Source organism: Pseudomonas sp. W2Jun17, assembly GCF_023127795.1.
GTDB classification, from domain to species: Bacteria; Pseudomonadota; Gammaproteobacteria; order Pseudomonadales; family Pseudomonadaceae; genus Aquipseudomonas; species Aquipseudomonas synxantha_A.
The window spans coordinates 376-18,956 of record NZ_SPKO01000007.1; the positions used below are offsets into that span (position 1 = coordinate 376).

The window sequence follows — 18,581 nt, forward strand, 5'->3', positions numbered from 1 at the left end:
GCGACGTGTCAGCAAAACCGTGGATGGCAAGACCACCGAGTTTTTCTGGCAAGGCGACAAGCTGATTGCCGAACACCATGCAAACTGTCATCGCAGCTACATCTACGAGCCGGACAGCTTCTGCCCGTTGGCACTGCTGGAAGGCTATGGCCCAAAGGGCACCACGCCCTACCACTACCAACTCGACCACCTCGGCACACCGCAAGAACTGACCGACACCGAAGGCGAAATCGTCTGGTCCGCCCACTACCGCGCCTACGGCCAGATCGCCCGGCTCGACGTAGGCAAAATCGACAATCCGCTGCGTTTCCAGGGGCAGTATTTTGACCAGGAAAGCGGGCTGCACTACAACCGCCATCGTTACTACAATCCGGATATTGGTCGTTACCTGACACCGGATCCGGTGAAGTTGGCGGGTGGGATCAACTCCTATCAGTACGCGCCCAATCCTACGGGGTGGGTGGATCCGCTAGGACTAAACACGGAGTGTCCTGGAAACCGAAAACGTAATTGCAATCAACTAACAGGACCCGAAGAACCTGCTTATTCCCGTTCAGGCGCATTTAGGCAAGCTAAGTTAGATGCAAAAATCCCTATGAGCCAGCATCCAGACACCGTATTTGATCAGGAAAAGGGAGGCTACGGGCAGTTCAGGCATGTCAGAATGAAAGACATGAGGGGCAGAGAAATACTAAATAATGATGGAAAGCCAATCCTTACGAGAGAGTATGAGTTCACACGCGCAAACAGTCAGAAAATTGTTATCCAAGAGCACAGCGCAGGACATAAATTTGGAGCGCCCGGAGGCCTCGGCGATCAAGGAGCTCATTTCAATTTGCGTCCAATTGGAGACACCCGTCACGGGAAGCTGAAGGGTGCAAAAGACCACTATAATTTTTCGAGGTGAAAAATGAAATTCTGGAATGAATTCGATAGAAGTGTTTTTTTCAATAGAGTTTTCTCCATACAGGTCCCGATTGGAGAGATAGTGTTGTTTTCTATCGATATAGACAACAACAGATCTCATATAACCCTTGCATTTGATATACCTGAGATTCCAGACAAACCACCAGAAAAATGGTCATTAGAAGGCTTCAACACGTGCCGAATTGGTCTTAGCTGTGGCGGGTTGAGTGATGTCGTTATAAAAAATATTCCCACTCTCAATAGATTGCAAATGACTGTACAAAAGCACGAAAATTTTTTTGTCGTTAGGGCTGAGTCGGCAGACTCGTTGATCGAATTTAGAACAAAACACCCATCCTTGTGCGGACCCTCTGTTTACATTAAAGATCCTGACTCCGCCTGCTATTAAACGAGCATTACAAAAGCGAGACTATGACCCCCATAGCCAGCCTTGATTCGCTACTCCGCCCGCCCACATCTAAACTCCATCCAAGTTGTTCCAACGGACAGAGGACTCACGATCATGGGCAAACGTCACCCCAATCTCCCCGCCTGGCAATGGCGTCATTATCCACAAAACCATCAGCACCCGACCAACCTGGCGTTGCACCTGATTGCCGTGCCGCTGTTTATCGTCGGTTTCCTGCTGATCGTTTCAGGGGTGTTCAGCCTGAGCCTGGCCAGCTTGACTATCGGTGTGGTCGGCATCGTGGCGGGCCTGGCGTTGCAGCGTCACGGCCACAGCCTGGAAGCCCAGGCCAGTGAGCCGTTCAGCGACCGTAAAGATGCGGTGCAACGCCTTGTTGTCGAGCAGTTCGTGACCTTCCCGCGCTTTGTGTTGAGCGGTGGCTGGTGGCGTGCCTGGCGGCAACGTCACCACCACTGAAGGGGCTTAGGCGAACACCACCACGGTCTGGCGGCTGAGGGCGATCAACTCGCCGGTCGGGCTCCACAGCGCAGCGGCCGCATGGCCGTAGCCGTCGCGGGCATGTTCGATGTTGACGTGGTATTGGCACCAATCGAGGGTGGTCAGGTCTTGCAGCGGCTGGATGAACTCGATGGTCCAGGTCAGGGTGCTGCCTGGCGCAGGCTTTTTCAGGTGTGGCAGCAGGGCCGGCGGCCAGGCGTCGACCAGGGCGAGGATATGCGCCTCGGTCAGTGGCTCTTCTTTCACATCCCCGCGCAACCGTACCCAACCGCCCATGTCGCGGGATTTGTTACCGGTGAACGGCAGGCCGCCGACACTCCAGCGCATCGCCAGATGGCGCATGAATTCAGGGGTGACGCCCTTGATGTAGGGCAACTCCTGACATTCATCCCAATGTTTGAATACCGGCGGAGCTTCGCTCGCCACGTCAATTTCCGATGCTCGAGACGCGCCAAAACTGGCCTGGACCAGGGTCGCCACTTCGCCGTTCTGCAACACGCGGCCGAGCAACTGGCTGACGGCCTTGCCTTCGCGCAACACTTCGACTTGATAACTGGCGGGCACATCCGGCGCGACCGGGCCGACAAAGGTGATGGCCAGGGAGCGCAAGGGGCGATCCGCCGGCACCTGCGCGCGCAGGGCCTCATATTGCAGGGCGGCGACCAGGCCGCCAAAGGTGGCACGGCCTGAGCCCATTCGGCAGGAATGGTGACGTCCAACGGGTTGCTTCGGGCAGCGTCGAGCAAATCACTAAAGCGCATGGCGACCTCACATCAAGAAAATCGATGGGGAATCTTAACCATCGAGACGGACCGGCACACCGCCCATTCCGGCCAAAAGCCGGACCGCGTTAAAAACAATCGGCGCTGAGTTTGTCCAGCACACGGTCAGCCTGCCCTTGAGCCTTGAGCATGGTGCGCTGCCAGATGGCAACGCAGGGTTGCAGATCCGCCTGCTGCCCGGCCTGGGCCAGCCACTGCCAGCAGTCATGCCAGTCGCCCAGGGCGCTTTGGGCTTTCTTCAATCGCGACATGGCGTTGGGGGATAGCTTGTCCAGTTCGGGGTAAGCCTCGGCGGCGTAACGCACGCGCTTGATCAGCAACCGCAGGCGGTGGCGATCATGCTCGGGATCCTTCAGGGCTTCATCGAGTTTCTGCCATTGCTTGGCCAGGCGTTTCTCGATGCGCGGGCGCAGGCCTTTGAGCAGTTTCTGGTGCTGGGAGGCGCGAATAAAGCGTGGGAATGCATCCAGAATCAGTAACAGGTGCGCCAGTTCCGGGCTTTGCGCCACATGGCGATAGGCCTCGGGTTGCAGGCGCAGGCGCCGATCAGCCGCCTCGTGATAACCGTGCTGATGCAGATACGCCGCCAGGACCTCGCGGTCACGCAGCGGCGTCGTCAATTGGCCAACCGTACTGGCGGCCAATTCAAGCTGTTCCACACCGGGCAGGCCGCGCAAAGGCCGCAACAAGCTGCGCAAGCGCCGCACGGTGGTGCGCAAATCATGCAGGGCTTCATCGTCAGTGACGGCGGCGAGGCGAGCCTGGCAGCTCAGTAACCCTACTTCCAGGCCTATGACCTGGGCGACTAACTGATTGACCAACGCTGACATCCTGCCCTCACTTTCCAATGAATAATCCTACTCGCCGCTACAGGTCAACGCCCGGCGCGAGACTCACGAATATAGAACCGCGCCTTCTGGGCTTTGTTGGAGCACCCTTCAAACGCTTCAAACTGCTGCTGGGTCTTGGCGCCAGTCAATAGCGACAGAGCCTTGGAGTAGCTCACGGTGCCAGCAAAACCTTCAGCCTTGGCCAGATCGAGTTCTTTCCAGGCGGCATCCAATTGGGAACCGCAGCTGTCGCGGTAGGCCGTCTTGCCGGCACAGCCGGCCAAGGCCAGCACGATCACAGGCACACACATCCAGGCTTTCATTGATGACACCTCAAAATAAGCAAAATCATTCGTAGCCTGTAGACGTTGCCCACAGGGAAAAGTGCCTTGTCCCTAGCCTGAAATCGGTCGTACCTATTGCCAGAGCATACCCGAGCGCAAAGGTTATCCTCTAAAAATAACCGAAGATTGAAGCCGCCCCCCGGATGGGTGCATTGTGGGCACCTGTTTTGCGAAGGACTGGGACATGAAAAAACGTGTTGCCTTAGTGCTGGGCTCCGGGGGAGCCAGGGGCTACGCCCATATCGGGGTGATCGAAGAAATCGAACGACGCGGCTATGACATCGCCTGTATCGCCGGCTGTTCGATGGGCGCGGTGGTCGGCGGCATCTATGCCGCAGGCAAGCTGGACGAATATCGAAACTGGATCGAAAGCCTGGACTACCTCGACGTATTGCGCCTGGTAGATGTGAGCTTTCGCCTAGGTGCGATTCGTGGCGAAAAAGTTTTCGGGCAGATTCGCAAAATCGTCGGCGAGATCAATATCGAAGAGCTGCGCATCCCCTACACCGCTGTGGCCACCGACCTTACCAACCAACAGGAAATCTGGTTTCAGGAAGGCTGCCTGCACCAGGCCATGCGCGCATCGGCGGCGATCCCAAGCCTGTTCACCCCGGTGATGCAAGGCAACCGGATGCTGGTGGACGGCGGGCTGCTCAACCCGCTACCCATTGTGCCGGTGGTGTCGAGCCACTGTGACTTGATCATCGCGGTCAACCTCAACGCCACCAACCAGAAGCACTATCAGTTGCCGGTGATCCAGCGCCCGCCGGCGTTCAAAAGCCGCTTCAACAGCCTGGCCAAGTCACTCGGATCGCACCTGCCATTTCGCCGCAAACAGGCCGAGCAGTTGATGAAGCTCGAACAGGAAGCCTTGCAGGCCCAGGCAGCAGAGATCAACCCGTGGCTGGAGTCGGCTGAACCCGAATCCCAGCAACCCGCTGCCGCGCCGGAAAAAGCCGGCGCACCGAAGTCGGCGACCGGCTCGTTCATCATCGATAACGTCGGGCCTGCGTCGCTACTGGACCTGATCAACCAGAGTTTCGAGGTGATGCAAACCTCATTGGCGCAGTACAAGATCGCAGGCTACCCGCCAGATGTGCTGATCAACGTGCCGAAGCGAGTGTGCCGGTTCTTCGAGTTCTACAAGGCGCCGGAGCTGATCGCCTTGGGGCGGGAGATCGCCAGTGATACGTTGGATCGGTATGAGAGTGAGCAGAGTTGAGCGCGTGGGTGTTGCTGATGGCCTCATCGCGGGCAAGCCCCACATTTTAATCTGTGAATACACTCAAAATGTGGGAGGGGGCTTGCTCCCTCCCACAAAAACTCAAGCATTCAGCAACCGATACCCCACCCCTGCCTCGGTCACGATAAACCGTGGCTGCGTCGGGTCATCCGCGAGTTTCTGGCGCAGGTGCCCCACCACGATACGCAGGTAATGGCTGTCTTCGGTGTGAGTCGGGCCCCAGATGTCCTTGAGCAATTGCTGCTGGGTAATCACCCGCCCCGGATGCCGGGCCAGTTGCGCCAGCACTGCATACTCCTTGCGGGTCAACGCCACTTCGGCACCGTCCAGCAGCACGCGGCGATAAGCCAGGTCCACCGTCAGCGGGCCGAAATTCAAGGCGGCTTCCTGGGCCTCTCCCGCCGGTGCCTGACGCAACAACGCACGCACCCGAGCGAGGAACTCCTGGATGCCGAAGGGCTTGGTCACGTAGTCATTGGCGCCACCGTCAAGAGCCTCGACTTTCTGGCCTTCACTGGCCCGCACCGACAGCACCAGCACCGGTACCGTCGACCACTCGCGAAACTCGCGCAGCACCTGCTGGCCGTCCATGTCGGGCAGCCCCAGGTCGAGCACCAGCAGGTCCGGTTTGTTCAGGGCCGCTTGCGCCAGGCCTTCGTTGCCGGTGCCGGCCTCGATCACCTTATAGCCCTGGGAGGCCAGGCTGATGCGCAGGAATTTGCGGATCTGCGGTTCGTCATCTATGACGAGAATCGTCGCGGTCTGGCTCATGGTGTCTCATCAAAATCCGTTAAAAAATCACCCCATTCAGGAGCCATTCAAAGGTCAGTGTCCAAGCCAGGTTGAGATTGTAGCGGCAGAAACAACGTGATGCAGGTACCCCGCCCATCAATGCCATCGGCCACGCTGATATGCCCGCCGTGCGCACCCACCATGCCCTGGCAGATCGCCAAACCGAGGCCAGTGCCCTGTCCGCCCCGATCACCGCGGGCAGCGGTATAGAACATGTCGAAAATCTTCGCACGCTCCTCCTCGGGAATCCCCGGCCCTTCATCCGCCACGGCAAAAAACAACTGCTCATCCTGCACGCCAGCGCGCAACTGCAAGCGACCCTGGGGCGGCGAAAACCGGGCGGCGTTTTCCAGCACATTGACCAATGCCTGTTCGATCAACGCCGCATGCACATACAACAAGGGCAGTTCCGACGGCACCTCGGTGCTCACTTGCAATGGCGCCAGCACCGCGCGCAAACGCCCGAGGGCACTGCCGACGATATCACCGGGCGACACCCAGTCGCGCGCCAGTTTCAGCGCGCCGTGGCCCAGCCGCGTCATGTCCAGCAGGTTCTGGATATAGCGGTCCAGGCGCTCGGCCTCATCACGGGTGCCTTCAAGCAATTCGCGACGATCCTCCATGGGAATGGCTTCGCCGAGGGCCAGCAGGCTATCGATACTGCCGCGCATGGAGGTCAACGGCGTGCGCAAATCGTGGGACACCGACGCCAGCAAGGCGCTGCGCAGTTGTTCGGTTTCGCCGTGCAGACGCGCCGACTCCAACTCTTGCCCCAACTGCGCCCGCGCCAGCGCCTGGGCCAGTGGCTGGCTCAAGGCAGTGAGCAAACGTCGGCGTTGCCCGCTCAACTCCAGGCCCGGTTTGGCGCTGACACCGAGCAAGCCCAGCGGCCCCTCTTCACCCGACAACGGCCACCACCACCAACGTCCGAACGGCAAGGTGCCGGTGCCCATACCGGCAGGCTGATCATGCTGCCAGGCCCAATCGGCGGCAGCGCGTTCGGCTTCGGTGAGGGTCAGCGGGCCACCGGTCTCGACCGTCCAGCCGCCCTGACCATCGCGATTGACCAGACACAAGTCGAGGTCGCGCCAGCCTTGCAGATGATGGGCGGCAGCACTGACCACGGCTTGGCGATCGGTGGCCGCCGTGAGCTTGCGCGACAGGTCGAGCAGCTCGCTGGTTTCTTCCTGGGTATCGCGCAACGCCTGCAGCTGGCGGCGCTGGCGCGCGGCGAGGTTGCCGGTCAGGGCTGCCATCAGCAGGAAGAACAGCAGGGTCAGCACATCCTCTTCGCGCTGAATGGCGAAGGAAAAGTTCGGCGGGATAAACAGAAAATCGTAGGTCATGAACGACAGCGCCGCGCACACCAGCGACGGCCCCAGGCTGCTGCGCACCGCCACCAGCAATACGGCAGCGAGAAACACCAGCGAGATATTCGGCAGCGGCAACACACTGGACACCGCCCAAGCCACGGCCGCAGCAACCACCGTGGCAACCACCGCCAAAGCGTAATCGAACCACACCAACCCGCGCACATCCGGCAAGCGTGGCGGCGCCGGTATGTCATCGCTGTCGAGGACATTGATTTCCAGGCCACGGGCATTGCGCAACAGCCGCGCCGCCAAGCCACCACCGAACAAGCGCCGGCGCCAGCGCATCCGCGACTGCCCCACCAGCAACAAGCTGGCACGGCGTTCGGCGGCGTGCTGGATCAGGGTCTTGGCGACCTCCCCGGCCCGCAGTAACACCACTTCGCCGCCCAACCGCTCCGCCAGTTGCTGGGCGTTCTGCAGACGCAGGCGCGATTGCTCATCCCGCGCTCGGCCGTTGTCGACGTGCACCAGGCTCCAAGGCAAATGCCGACGCTGGGCCACGCGACTGGCATGACGCACCAGGCGTTCGGCTTGCGCATCGCCATCCACGCCCACCAGCAAACGCCCACGTACCGCCGGCGCGGCCTGTCCGAGTTGGCGATAGCCCTGGGCCAGATCATCGTCGACGTGGGCGGCGGCGGTTTGCATCGCCAGTTCGCGCAGGGCCATGAGGTTGGTCTGGGTGAAAAACGCATCGATAGCCGCACGCGCCTGTTCGGGCACATACACCTTGCCGTCACGCAGGCGTTCGAGCAGTTCGCGGGATGGCAGGTCGATCAGCAACAGTTCGTCGGCCTCTTGCAGCACCCAGTCCGGCAGGGTTTCGCGCACTTGCACGCCGGTGATGCCACGCACCTGATCATTGAGGCTTTCCAGGTGCTGGACGTTGACCGTGGTGAACACATTGATACCGGCCGCGAGCAATTCCTGAATATCTTGCCAGCGCTTTTCATGACGGCTGCCGGGGGCGTTGCTGTGGGCCAGTTCGTCTACCAGCACCAGCTTGGGCTTGGCGGCGAGCAGGCCGTCGAGGTCCATTTCTTCGAGCATCACGCCGCGGTATTCGCTGCGCAACAGCGGTTGTTGCGGCAGGCCGCTGAGCAAGGCTTCGGTCTCGGCGCGGCCGTGGGTTTCGACCACACCGGCAATCAGGCTTACGCCTTGGCGCAACTGGGTGTGGGCCGCCTGGAGCATGGCGTAGGTCTTGCCCACGCCGGGCGCGGCGCCGAGGAAGACCTTGAGCCGGCCACGGCCAGCCCGGGGCAGATCGGCTAACAGGGCATCGGCGCGGCCGGAGTCGCTCATACGGGTTCCTTCAGGCAGGTATTTTCAGGTCAATGAAGATCAACTGTGGGAGGGAGCAAGCCCCCTCCCACAGGGGTTCAGAGTTTTTCCAGGGCCATGTTGAGGGCCAGGACGTTTACCACCGGCGGCCCTACCAACGGGCTTTCGATGTGCTCATCCATCAACCGCTGCAAGGTCGCCACCGGCACATTGCGCGCTGCCGCCACTCGCGCCAGTTGATAGGCAATCGCCTGCGGTGGCAAGTGTGGATCAAGGCCGCTGCCGGAGGTCGTCAGCGAGGCCAGTGGCACCGGGCCCTGGCCAGGCACTGATTGTTTGCCGGCATCCTCGACTACGCGGGTCGCCAAGGCCGGATTGCTGGGGCCCAGGTTGCTGGCACTGCTGGACACCGTCGCAAAGGCTCCTGCTGACGGGCGTGGATGAAACCAGCGGTCGCCGGTAAAGTCCTGGGCGATCAGGCTGGAGCCGCGCACCTTGCCGCTGGCGTCGTGCACCAGGCTGCCATTGGCCTGATCGGGGAAGGCCACTTGCGCCACGCCCGTGACCACCAGCGGGTAGGCGACGCCGGTGATCAGGGTCATGAGTACCAGCAGACTCAGGGCGGGGCGGATGATGTTTGTCATAGTCAAATCCTCAATAAATCAGACAGGTCAAACCAGGTGCAGCGCCGTCAGCAGCATGTCGATGGCTTTGATACCCACGAACGGCACCAAGAGCCCGCCCAGGCCGTAAATCAGCAGGTTGCGCCGCAGCAAGGCCGCCGCACTCGCCGCTTGCACCCGTACACCGCGCAGCGCCAGGGGAATCAGCACCACGATAATCAAGGCGTTAAACACAATGGCCGAGAGGATCGCGCTCTGCGGGCTCTGCAAGTGCATGATGTTGAGCACGCCCAGTTGCGGGTAGATCGAGGCGAACAGCGCCGGCAGGATTGCGAAGTACTTGGCCACGTCGTTGGCGATGGAAAAGGTCGTCAACGCGCCACGGGTTACCAGCAATTCCTTGCCGATCTGCACCACGTCCAGCAGCTTGGTCGGGTCGCTGTCGAGGTCGACCATGTTGGCCGCTTCGCGCGCGGCCTGGGTGCCGTCGTTCATGGCCATGCCGACGTCAGCCTGGGCCAGCGCCGGGGCGTCGTTGGCGCCGTCGCCGCACATGGCAACCAGGCGGCCGTCGTTCTGCTCATGGCGAATACGCGCAAGTTTTTTCTCAGGCGTGGCCTCGGCCAGCACATCGTCCACACCCGCTTCAGCCGCAATCGCGGCGGCGGTCAGGGGGTTGTCGCCAGTGACCATCACGGTGCGAATCCCCAACTTGCGCAACTCGGCAAACCGCTCGCGGATGCCGGGCTTGACCACGTCCTTGAGATGGATCGCACCGAGCAATTTGCCATCGGCGCAGACCAGCAATGGGGTGCCGCCGCTTTGGGCGATCTTGTCGATTTCCCGCGACAGCGCAGGTAAAAGCTCGCTGCGTTGCTGGCCGATAAACGCCAGCAGCGAATCCACGGCGCCTTTGCGGAACACGCGGCCCTGATAGTCGACACCCGACAATCGGGTCTCGGCGCTGAAGGGTACGGCGGTCAATTCATCCAGGCTTGGCTCGGCCTGCGGGTGCAAGGCACGCAGGTATTCAACGATGGATTTGCCTTCCGCCGTGTCATCGGCCAGGGATGCCAGCAGCGCGCCTTCAGCCAATTCCCGACCACTGACGCCAGGCGCCGCGACCACGGCCGAGCAACGACGGTTACCAAAAGTAATGGTGCCGGTCTTGTCCAGCAGCAACACATGCACGTCCCCCGCCGCTTCCACGGCGCGACCGGACTTGGCGATCACATTGAGACGCACCAGGCGATCCATGCCGGCAATCCCGATGGCGGACAACAAGCCGCCAATGGTGGTGGGAATCAGCGTCACCAGCAGTGCGACCAGGAACACCAGAGGCAGGCTGCCATTGGCAAAATGCGCGAACGGCTGCAAGGTCACCACTACCAGCAGGAAGATCAGGGTCAGGCCGATCAGCAGGATATCCAGCGCGACTTCGTTGGGGGTTTTCTGGCGTTTGGCGCCTTCCACCAACGCAATCATGCGATCCAGCGTGGACTCACCCGGGTTGGCGGTGATGCGAATCAGCAGCCAGTCCGACACCAGCCGTGTGTTGCCGGTAACGGCCGAGCGGTCACCGCCGGACTCGCGGATGACCGGGGCGGATTCGCCAGTGATCGCCGCTTCGTTGACCGCCGCAATACCTTCGACGACCTCGCCGTCACCGGGGATCATTTCCCCCGCGGCAACACGTACCACATCGCCCTTGCGCAGGCTGGTGGCCGGCACCACCTTGAAGCTGCCATCGGCCTCCTGGCGCCGGGCGCTCAAACCTTCGCTGCCGGCCTTGAGGCTGTCGGCGCGGGCCTTGCCGCGGCCTTCGGCCAGGGCTTCGGCGAAGTTGGCGAACAGCACGGTGAACCACAGCCACACGGCGATTTGCACCGCAACAAAGGTGGGCACGGTGGTATCGGGCACAAAGCACAATACGGTGGTGAGGATGGCGGTCAGTTCGACCACCAGCATCACCGGCGAGCGTTGCAGTTGGCGTGGGTCGAGCTTGACGAAAGCCTGGACCAGCGCCGGGCGCCAGAGCGCCGAGATGGCGGTTTTGGCAGGCTCCTGGGTTTTGACCGGGGCCGCGTTTTTTGCAGGCATATTCATTTTCATGTCCCTTTAGAAGCCCATGCTCAGATGTTCAGCGATAGGCCCAAGCGCCAGCGTCGGCAGGAAAGTCAGGCCGCCCACCAGCAAAATGGTCACGGTCAACAAGGTCACGAACAGCGGGCCATGGGTGGGGAAGCTGTTCTGGCCAATCGGTTCGGCCTTCTTCATCGCCAGGCTGCCGGCCAGAGCCAGCACCGGGAGGATGTAGCCAAAGCGGCCGATCAACATGCCCAGGCCGAGCATCAAATTATGGAACGCGGTGTTGCCGCCGAAGCCGGCAAACGCCGAACCGTTGTTGGCACTGGCCGAGGTGTAGGCGTACAGCATCTGACTGAACCCGTGTGGGCCAGGGTTACTGATAGCGCCCGCCGGGCCCGGCAGGCTGGCAGCGATGGAACTCAGCACCAGCACACCAACCGGCATCACCAGCAGGGTCACCACCAGCAATTGCACTTCCTTGGCCTGGAGTTTCTTGCCCAGGTATTCCGGGGTGCGGCCGATCATCAGGCCGGCGAGGAACACCGCGATCAGTACGTTAAGCAACATGCCGTACATGCCAGCACCGACACCGCCGAAGATCACTTCGCCGACCATCATGTTGACCAATGCCACCATCCCGCTCAGCGGGCTGAGGCTGTCCTGCATACCGTTGACCGAGCCGTTGGATGCTGCGGTAGTGGTCACCGACCACAGCACGGTGCCGGTGGTACCGAAGCGTGTTTCCTTGCCTTCCAACGGTGCAGTTTGCTCCACGGCCGGGTTGTTCAGGGTCGGATTGGGCTGGTATTCGGACCACAGCGACGTCGCGCCGCCGATCAGGAACAGCGCCAGCATACACGCGAGGATCGCCCGGCTCTGACGCAGGTCCTTGACGTAGTGGCCGAAGGTAAATACCAACGCCACCGGGATCAGGATGATCGAGGCCACTTCAAACAGGTTGGCCCAGGCCGTCGGGTCTTCGAACGGATGCGCCGAGTTCACCCCGAAGAAGCCGCCGCCATTGGTGCCCAGTTGCTTGATCGCAATCTGGCTGGCTGCCGGGCCCAAGGGAATCACCTGGTCCACGCCCTGCAGCGTGACGGCGTCAACATAGTGGGCGAAGGTTTGCGGCACGCCCTGCCACACCAGAAATAGTGCGAGCACCAGGCACAACGGCAGCAGGCCGTAGAGGGTGGCGCGAGTCATGTCGACCCAGAAGTTGCCCAAGGTCTGGGCAGATTTGCGCCCGATCCCACGGCACAAGGCGACCAGAACGGCGAGACCGGTCGCCGGACTGACGAAGTTCTGCACCGTGAGGCCGGCCATCTGGCTCAGGTAGCTGAGGGACGCCTCACCGCTGTAGTTCTGCCAGTTGGTATTGGTCATGAAACTGACGGCGGTGTTGAACGCCAGGGTCCATTCCTGGCCCGGCAACTTCTGCGGGTTCAGTGGGAGGGAGCCCTGGAATAACAGGATCGAGAACAACAACAAGAAGCCCGCCAGGTTGAACGCGAGCAAGGCCAGCATGTATTTCTGCCAGCTCTGTTCCTGCTGCGCGTCCACGCCCGAAAGGCGATAACAGACCTTTTCGACAGGCCCCAACACCGGCGTCAACCACGTGCGCTGGCCTTCCATCACCTTGTAGTAGAACCGCCCCAAAAACGGCGCCGGCACCAGTACCACGGCAAAGAAGGCGATGATCAGCCAATAGTCATAACTGTGCATAGCCGCTCCTAGTTCCGATCCGCGCGTAACAGCGCAACCAGCAGATAAATGAACAGCGCCACGGCCAATAGCAGTGACACTCCGTCCAGAACGCTCATGGAAATTTCCCCGTCTTGCGGCGATTGCCGCGTGTGGGGGCATTGTCCCTAGGAGGGGTGTAAAGGAACGAGAGCAAGGCGTTGGGTGAGGCGTAAAGATGGCGTAAAGAGTGGGTTTATCCGGGGTTTACAGGGGGCCTTATGGGGTAACCATCCAAAGGTGCCAGGTTAATGATCGCGAGCAAATCGACCCTTGCACTGCCACCTTTTGACCCACTGAGTGATTACAGAGGCGTGAACAAGTCGGAAACTCCTCCTGGCACCGCGGCCACGTTGGGATTTACCTGCGACTCTTTAAGCACTGACACTTGATACTCAGGTAAGCCCGATTCACCGTCGAAGTGCGACAGCATTGCCTTGCTCTGGCCTTTTCTCAAGGTCATTTCCAGGGCCGCTTTCATTTGCGTCTCGTCGGTGAATATCGCAAGACCATAGTTAGGGTCAAAATAGAACCATGTCTTGTTCCCATTGAGATCAACCACAACACGGGCCATCAAGCCATGGTCTGGGGTGCTGATTAACAAAGTTTTCGTTTCGCGGCTACTGGCCAAATCGGAAATGATACCGGTGGAGGGAACCTGTTTAAGTTCACCGGGTTGAAGGTATTTAGTTTCGATTTTTTCCTGAAGCCGGCTCAGCTTACTACGGAAGGTAGCGACTTGAGTGGCGCGCAGTTGTTCGGCATCGGCTTTCGCCGGGTCCAGTTTTCGCAACTCTGCAATGTCCTCGCCCGGAGGCACGGGGCGCATCGCCTGACTTAGATTTTCAAGAAAAATTTCGTGTTTGCCCTGCTTGAGGGCTTCCGCCATCAGCGTAGACAGCGCCGCGCACTCCCCCTCCGACAACAAGTCAACTCGACTGAGGTACAACCCTTGAGGAATACCCTTGATCACTATAGGCGGGCGGGCGTCTGTTAATCCAATGTCTTCGCTGAAACGTTTGAAGTTTCTCTTGCTCGCCTGTTCTCTTATCTTTTCCATATGCCTGACCAAGTAACCAATTTGTTCAGGTGTGCGTTCGGGTGCGATAGCCAGCTCTGCCACCTGATCGAGAGTCAATTTTTCCGTCAACTTGTCTAGCCCTGCCGGCTGCCCTGCGCGATACCCTCTCGCATAGCCGTCTTTGTCAGTGAGGGCCGCTTTAAGATGGGCCATCTTGAACCTGTCGGGCAGTTCTTGGAGATCTGCAATTCGTTTTGCCAGACTACCGAGTTGGCCCGGCGTACGGCGCTGGGCTACCGCAAGGCGTTTTAACTGATCGATGGTCATCGCTGGAAAGTAGCCATAGACGGCTTCTGGGTTTAACTCTCTCCACCCCTTTGAGTACGTGGCGAGGTCTTTACTCTTTGCATCGGCTATAACGTTATTGTAGTCAGTGCGAAAGTTTTTGTTGGGCGGCACAGGAGGTGCCAATGTGTTTGTTATTCTTTCCCACGACAGGTAATCAGAGAATCCTTTGATTTCCCCTTTGATTGCACCTTGTTCGGGCTTGAAACCCTTCGCGGTACCATATGGGCGACCGCTGATGGGGTCATAGAGACCCCACTTACCATTCTGGAAGACCGCAGATCCATGTAGGGTCTGCTCGCCAACCTTGAATGTACCGTTGGCTACCGCGTCATAACGCTTACTGAGGTTGATGAGTTCCGGCCGGCCTAATGTGCTCTTGACGAACCGGAAGTTGTTAATGACGTGGCCAGCGCCCTGGGTGACCACTTTCGCCCCCCCCACAATCAAGTCACCAACACCGGCTAGCGGATTGAGCTCGGATAGAAGGCTTGTGCCCATTATTTTGGTGACCTTGAGCACCTTTTTCAGTGCGCTCCCCCCTTTAGCCAGCACTTTCGCTGCTTTGGCAGCAGCACCGACACCAGCGGTGATAAAACCAAAAATATCAAATGCAACATCTGTGATTCCTTCACTGTAGTTACCGTCTATAAAGTTGACAATTGCCGATCGAAAGGGAATAAAGTCGAGAAGAAAATTCCCTATCACTTTCTCCTGTTCCGCCCCCTGTTCGGACCGCGTCGCCCCCATAGCGGCTTTCCGAATGGCAGGGTTATCGAAGTCCAGTGCCTTAACAATCGAGTCAGCAATATGGTTGGCTCGTTCGTCGGTGAACAGGTACGGTGCAGACGGTGCGGAGGCTCTTGGCTGATCAAGAATGTGTCGTTTGATATCATCAGCATGTCTCACGCCAAACGGTAATATAGCCGCTAGCGTATTACTGCCATCGACCCATTTACTTAAATCTTGATCGGGGAAAAACTCCTCGGTTTTAGTAACCTCGTTCTGAATGTACTCAGGATCACGCGGCACCTCAATATTGCCAAGGTTTTTGATCAGACCTTTTTCCGTATCGAACTCATAGTTACTGGTGGTGCCGTTGCGTTTAGCGGTTACTAGTACCTTGGAACTGGTATGAAACAACGTATTACCCAACGTTCCGATTTTATAGCTTTTCTCTTGATAATATTGGATTTCGCCAAAGCTGAGATTTTTTTTATCTTCCGGTGGCAAGTTGGTAAGGGCGTTCATAATAGACAGCTTTTTGACTGCCTTATGGTTGGCTGTTACCGTTGAAAATGCCTCATCAAAATCTTTTTGAATACTAAATTCCGGACTCTTAGTAAAAGCGGTAAACCTCGCAAGATCAATGCCATCGCCCTCTTTAATAATTTTCCAGCGTTCATCCATTGCATTCCCTTCCATGACGATATCCAGCATGGAATAAGAAATGCCAGGAGCGTAGGACGCGTAGGGCGAAGTTTTGGCGAATTTAGGCTCCTCGAACGCTACGTTTTCCCCAAACGTCTTCTTGAGTAACGCCAGGGCGATCTCTCGACGGCTTGGCAGGGGCGTATCCAGTAAAGCCGAAGCTTTTTCGAGTTCTGTTTGCTGATGGTTGAAAGCCGCTTGCGCTTTGTTGATGTCGTCCTGGGTGTAAAGCGCATCCTGTTTTCCGTTGAGAATGTTATTGGCCACAGCCCAATTGAGCAGTATCGCCGTTTGCGCAGGCTTGGGAGCCGCGTCTCGGGCGTCGGCGGCGATCATCACTTCAGCGTAGGTCATATGGGCGACGCTGCCGGGTGACTGGGCTTCGATGGCGGCGACCGCAATGCACAGAGTCGCCCACGCCACACTGCCGTAGACCACACTGTCGGGGACATCTTTGACCAGTAATTGCGGCGCTGCCCGCATCAGCAACAGGTACGCCCCCGCCTTGGCCATCGCCGATGATGCACGGCCGGTTTCAATCAGGTGCCGGCTCAGGCCTTCGATGATGGCTGAGAGGGGCTGGCCCCAATATTTTTTATCGGTCAGGTCGAAACCGGCTACCCAATTTCGATGCGCCCTGGTGAGAGACTCCGGGTCCAGCGCCAGATTCATGAGTGCCAGCGTATAGTCATTGACGCTGATGTCCGTGGAGACGCCACCCAAATTGGTTTGCATCTCTAGTCCCAGCGCATGCCCTTGCGGGGAGCCCACGAGGGCCTCCAGCATCGTCACTGGATCCTGCAATACGTCCTGAGAGTGCGGTTGACGCGTGTTCAAGTAGTCCAGCAGCCCCATCTGCGTGCTGACCTTATAGTCACTGGCGACGGCCCGCACCGTCTGCTGCTCGCGGGCAGTCATAGGAATCGGCCAGGACAGGCCGCCCCCGAAATTGCCTAACGGGTGCTGCTGGGCCCTTGCAATTGCCGTTTGTGCCAGGGAAAGCAGCTCGTCCAGGGTCTTGGGCAGGGGCAAGTCATTTTCGTTGATGAATGCCTCCAGACTGATCGACTTACCGGGTTCGCGGACAGATGACTGGTAATGAGCAGAGTCCGGGGCAATTCTCATCGGCGTACTTTTCAAGAGGGCCGATATGTCCTGCGCCGTGGCATTTTCCGGTAGCGCCTGGCCGGCCTGGTTAAGCTGTTGTGCCAAATACTGCCAGTTGCTGCGATTCGCTGTCCGTTGCTGCATCACCTGGAGATTGTCCTGCTCGCTCAAACGCTCCAGCAGCCACTCATTGCGTGCCCGCAGAACGTTATCGGCGCTGAAATGTGGCGCCAGAGCAGACGCCTGATCCAAGTCCCTGAGCGTTTGCGATCGTTGCCAAGGGTCCGTGCTCGCTACACCGCTATCGTCGTCGAATAGCGCTTGCAGCTCGGTGTTTACCTGCTGCTGCTGGCGTTCGAGCAGCTGCGGTACGCCTGCGGCAATGACGTCAGTGGTGAGTGGAATAAGGGTTTGGCTTAGCTCGTTTTCCCAACCAGGCTTGAGGCTTTGCTCGACCGAAATCGGCAAACGCTGCTTGGCCTGTTGCGCGGCATAAGCGTTGTTGCTGAGGCGCTGGCGCCAGGCTTGCAGGGCTTTGGCCGGGCTGTCGAACACCTCGTAGCCATCGCGGGGGGTATAAAGCACCGTGAGGCCGCGTTGCTCGCTGGGCGATAGTGCCCTGTTGGTGTCCGAGTTATTGAACGGGCGCTGTGTCGACGAACCGTCACTACTCGTGATCAGGAAGGCGCCTGCCATCAACGTACCGTTGGGCTTTGGCGTATCGAGCTTGAGCGGATACACCCCAGGCCGCTCTCCATCCTGCATGGCGCTTTCCCGCGCCTCCAGAGTGGGGTATTCAATCGCTTTGTCGATCAGCACCTTGGCGGCCGGGAGCATTGTGCCTTCTTCTACCTGAAGCGCTGCAAGGGTAGACAACATCTGCCGTTGAATACGCAGTAACTCGCCTTGCCGTGCCTCAGGGTTCGCTTCGCCAGAGCGTGGCTCCGTCCAGAATCGGGCAAGGCTCGAGGGCAGCTCTTTTTCGATGGTTTGGGCAATCGACAACAGGCTACCGGCAGCGTCCAGTTGTTTATCGCGTTCGGCCGGCGCGTCCCCCAGATAAAAACCGCAGTCTGTGGTGGCGGGGCTTGTGGAGGGGTCCGAGCCACCGAGCCCCTTGGAGGTCTTGAGCGCGTTAAAGAGTGCCGCAGTGGCAGGCTCTACAGAGAGCAATGTGCGCTGCCCCTGCTCATCAGTGTGATAGCGATGAAAATAGAGTTTAGTGGCGTCCAGCGGCGTCTGTTTGTAGAGCGCCTCAGCGAGTTGCTGTTCGATGACGCTCGAAAGGGTTGGCTGCTGGCCCGTCAGTGCGTGGATTTGCTGATTCAGCGCCCGAAATTGGTGAAGCAACTGAAGGTGTTTTTCGCTGATTTGCCGGCCGTTTTTCAAGCCTGCCGGGGTCACGCTGATGGGGGCAATGCCCTTCACATGAGGAATCGTTGATGGCTCATTTGCCGGCGATAGGGCATTGGCCTCGGGCAATAGAACGCTGTGCGAGGGGGGCAGATCCCGGCGCGCATGAAGACCAGTCACAGCTGAAGTCATTTCGGCTTTCTCGGATGTATTAACCCATGCGTCCCTGACGATTATTCATGTAACACTCTTCCTGAATGGGCACCGCATAGTGAAAACTGAGCAGGGAACAGTTCCGACAAGGTCGATCAGTAATAGTAAGTAAGCGTAAATGGACCGCCTCCAACAGCCCGTTGATTGCAACCATGTCATGGGCCAAGACATGCAC

Annotated in this window: 13 protein-coding genes and 1 pseudogene; 4 read left to right on the forward strand and 10 right to left on the reverse strand. The window is 58.9% G+C overall.

Annotation, left to right across the window (positions count from 1 at the left end):
- The 3 genes from E4O98_RS03210 to E4O98_RS03220 all read left to right on the forward strand — a co-directional run.
- A partial coding sequence (locus E4O98_RS03210; RefSeq protein ID WP_248134142.1) for an RHS repeat-associated core domain-containing protein occupies window positions 1–907 on the forward strand: 907 nt, incomplete at its 5' end.
- Window positions 908–910: 3 nt separating this feature from the next.
- Entirely contained in the window at window positions 911–1,315 is a 405-nt protein-coding gene (locus tag E4O98_RS03215) for an Imm50 family immunity protein (RefSeq protein WP_223018568.1), read from the forward strand.
- 114 nt (window positions 1,316–1,429) lie between these two features.
- Entirely contained in the window at window positions 1,430–1,792 is a 363-nt protein-coding gene (locus E4O98_RS03220) for an Mpo1-like protein (protein ID WP_248128215.1), read from the forward strand.
- A gap of 6 nt (window positions 1,793–1,798) precedes the next feature.
- Here E4O98_RS03220 and E4O98_RS03225 read toward each other — a convergent pair.
- From E4O98_RS03225 to E4O98_RS03235, 3 genes and pseudogenes are all read right to left on the reverse strand, one after another.
- A pseudogene (locus E4O98_RS03225) lies at window positions 1,799–2,595 on the reverse strand (acyl-CoA thioesterase domain-containing protein).
- Window positions 2,596–2,684: 89 nt separating this feature from the next.
- Window positions 2,685–3,446: a CHAD domain-containing protein gene (locus E4O98_RS03230; RefSeq protein ID WP_005786356.1), complete on the reverse strand. Its 762-nt coding sequence runs from the start codon at window positions 3,444–3,446 to the stop codon at window positions 2,685–2,687.
- A 44-nt stretch (window positions 3,447–3,490) separates the two neighbouring features.
- Window positions 3,491–3,769 carry a hypothetical protein gene (locus tag E4O98_RS03235; protein ID WP_005786355.1) on the reverse strand — a complete coding sequence of 93 codons (279 nt, stop codon included), beginning with the start codon at window positions 3,767–3,769 and terminating at the stop codon, window positions 3,491–3,493.
- A 205-nt stretch (window positions 3,770–3,974) separates the two neighbouring features.
- On the opposite strand from E4O98_RS03235, the gene E4O98_RS03240 reads away from it, so the two are divergent.
- Window positions 3,975–5,012: a patatin-like phospholipase family protein gene (locus E4O98_RS03240; RefSeq protein WP_216090938.1), complete on the forward strand. Its 1,038-nt coding sequence runs from the start codon at window positions 3,975–3,977 to the stop codon at window positions 5,010–5,012.
- A gap of 102 nt (window positions 5,013–5,114) precedes the next feature.
- On the opposite strand, the gene E4O98_RS03245 is transcribed toward E4O98_RS03240, so the two are convergent.
- The 7 genes from E4O98_RS03245 to E4O98_RS03275 form a co-directional block, all read right to left on the reverse strand.
- Window positions 5,115–5,804: a response regulator gene (locus tag E4O98_RS03245; RefSeq protein ID WP_078820683.1), complete on the reverse strand. Its 690-nt coding sequence runs from the start codon at window positions 5,802–5,804 to the stop codon at window positions 5,115–5,117.
- Window positions 5,805–5,851: 47 nt separating this feature from the next.
- Entirely contained in the window at window positions 5,852–8,503 is a 2,652-nt protein-coding gene (locus E4O98_RS03250; RefSeq protein WP_248134144.1) for a sensor histidine kinase KdpD, read from the reverse strand.
- Window positions 8,504–8,580: 77 nt separating this feature from the next.
- A complete protein-coding gene (kdpC, locus tag E4O98_RS03255) occupies window positions 8,581–9,126 on the reverse strand; it encodes a potassium-transporting ATPase subunit KdpC (protein WP_103733586.1) in 546 nt (181 codons plus the stop codon).
- A gap of 27 nt (window positions 9,127–9,153) precedes the next feature.
- A complete protein-coding gene (gene kdpB / locus E4O98_RS03260; protein ID WP_177464404.1) occupies window positions 9,154–11,211 on the reverse strand; it encodes a potassium-transporting ATPase subunit KdpB in 2,058 nt (685 codons plus the stop codon).
- A gap of 12 nt (window positions 11,212–11,223) precedes the next feature.
- The gene (gene kdpA / locus E4O98_RS03265) at window positions 11,224–12,918 is read right to left on the reverse strand and encodes a potassium-transporting ATPase subunit KdpA (RefSeq protein ID WP_248134146.1); all 1,695 of its coding nucleotides are present in this window, start codon (window positions 12,916–12,918) and stop codon (window positions 11,224–11,226) included.
- Window positions 12,919–12,926: 8 nt separating this feature from the next.
- Window positions 12,927–13,016 carry a K(+)-transporting ATPase subunit F gene (gene kdpF / locus E4O98_RS03270; protein ID WP_003218754.1) on the reverse strand — a complete coding sequence of 30 codons (90 nt, stop codon included), beginning with the start codon at window positions 13,014–13,016 and terminating at the stop codon, window positions 12,927–12,929.
- A 224-nt stretch (window positions 13,017–13,240) separates the two neighbouring features.
- Window positions 13,241–18,385, reverse strand: a complete 5,145-nt coding sequence (locus tag E4O98_RS03275) for a hypothetical protein (protein ID WP_248134148.1) — start codon at window positions 18,383–18,385, stop codon at window positions 13,241–13,243.
- Window positions 18,386–18,581 lie beyond the last annotated feature (196 nt).